The sequence below is a fragment of the Sinomonas sp. G460-2 genome (genome assembly GCF_047759905.1).
Lineage (GTDB): Bacteria > Actinomycetota > Actinomycetes > Actinomycetales > Micrococcaceae > Sinomonas.
The window spans coordinates 1-1087 of sequence record NZ_JBKZWT010000564.1; the positions used below are offsets into that span (position 1 = coordinate 1).

Here is a 1087-nt window from a genome sequence, read left to right on the forward strand (position 1 = left end):
GCTCGCGGGGGGCAGAGGGCTGGGCTGGCGGGAACCGGGAACGCTCATGGCTCCACCATAGTGCGAGGGGCGGAACTGCTCACAGCAGTTCCGCCCCTCGCGAAGTCCTCAGCGCTCCACGCGCGAGTACCCCTTTTGGCCCGAGCGTCAGCTCACGCTCGCGCCGACCAGGTTGCGCGTGCCGCCGACGAGCGAGATCGGCTGTTTGCTGCCCGTGGGCGGGATGTAGAGCACCACGGACTCGAGGAAGCGGAGCGTCATCGAGGTCTTGGCCTCCTTGCCGCCCGCGAGCGCCGCCGCATCGTCGTTCACCGTGAGCTTGTCGCCCGAGGCCTTCGGCGTTCCGGTGATCGTGAACTCGAGCGGCGCGACGAGGATGGCCCCGCCGTCGGCCGTGCGGTAGGCCGCCGCGTCGTTGCCCGTCGTGTTGTGGGCGAACTTCATGTCGCCGTTGGGGGTCGACTTGATGATGTCCTGCTCGTAGCCGACCGTGTCCTTGATGTACGCGTTGTCGGGGATCTTGTCCTTCCACCCGTCCCCGCCCGAGAGCCGGTCGCTGAGGCCGTGCAGCGCGTCGATGGGCGAGAACGCGAGGCCGGTCTTGAAGTCGAGCGCAATCTGCTGCGCGCCGGCCTTGAGGGCGTTCGGGAACGTTGAGCCCGGCAGGAGCGGGGCGGCCTCGACGAGCCGGTAGTTGGCGCGCGCGTTGTCCTGGCGGAGCGTCAGGATCTGGGGAGTCGCGTTGCCCTCGCCCTTCGTCACGGCCATGACGGTACGCGGCCACGTGCGCTGGGTCGGCACGACGCTCGTGAGGAGCCGCGTTCCGCGGACCGGGCTCAGGGCGGCCATCGTCGCGACGGACGCGCGAATCTTGTAGTTCTGCGTCCTCGCCTGCAGCGCCGATTCCGCGACGCGCGGCTCGAGCTGCTTCGGGTCCTTGGCCTGATCCCCCGCCGCGACGGCCGTGCCGACCTGGTCGAGGATCCGCTGGAGCTGTTCGTCGATGAGCACCTTGTCCTGGGGCGCCGGCGCCGAGGCGGAGTCCGAAGGACTCGCCGACGGGCTCGGGGGCGTCGTGGCGTGGGCC

At 70.2% G+C, this 1087-nt stretch carries 1 pseudogene; it reads right to left on the reverse strand.

Annotated features, from left to right (window positions below):
* Positions 1-147 precede the first annotated feature (147 nt).
* Positions 148-1087, reverse strand: a pseudogene (locus ACLN58_RS22475) (hypothetical protein); the annotation flags it as partial.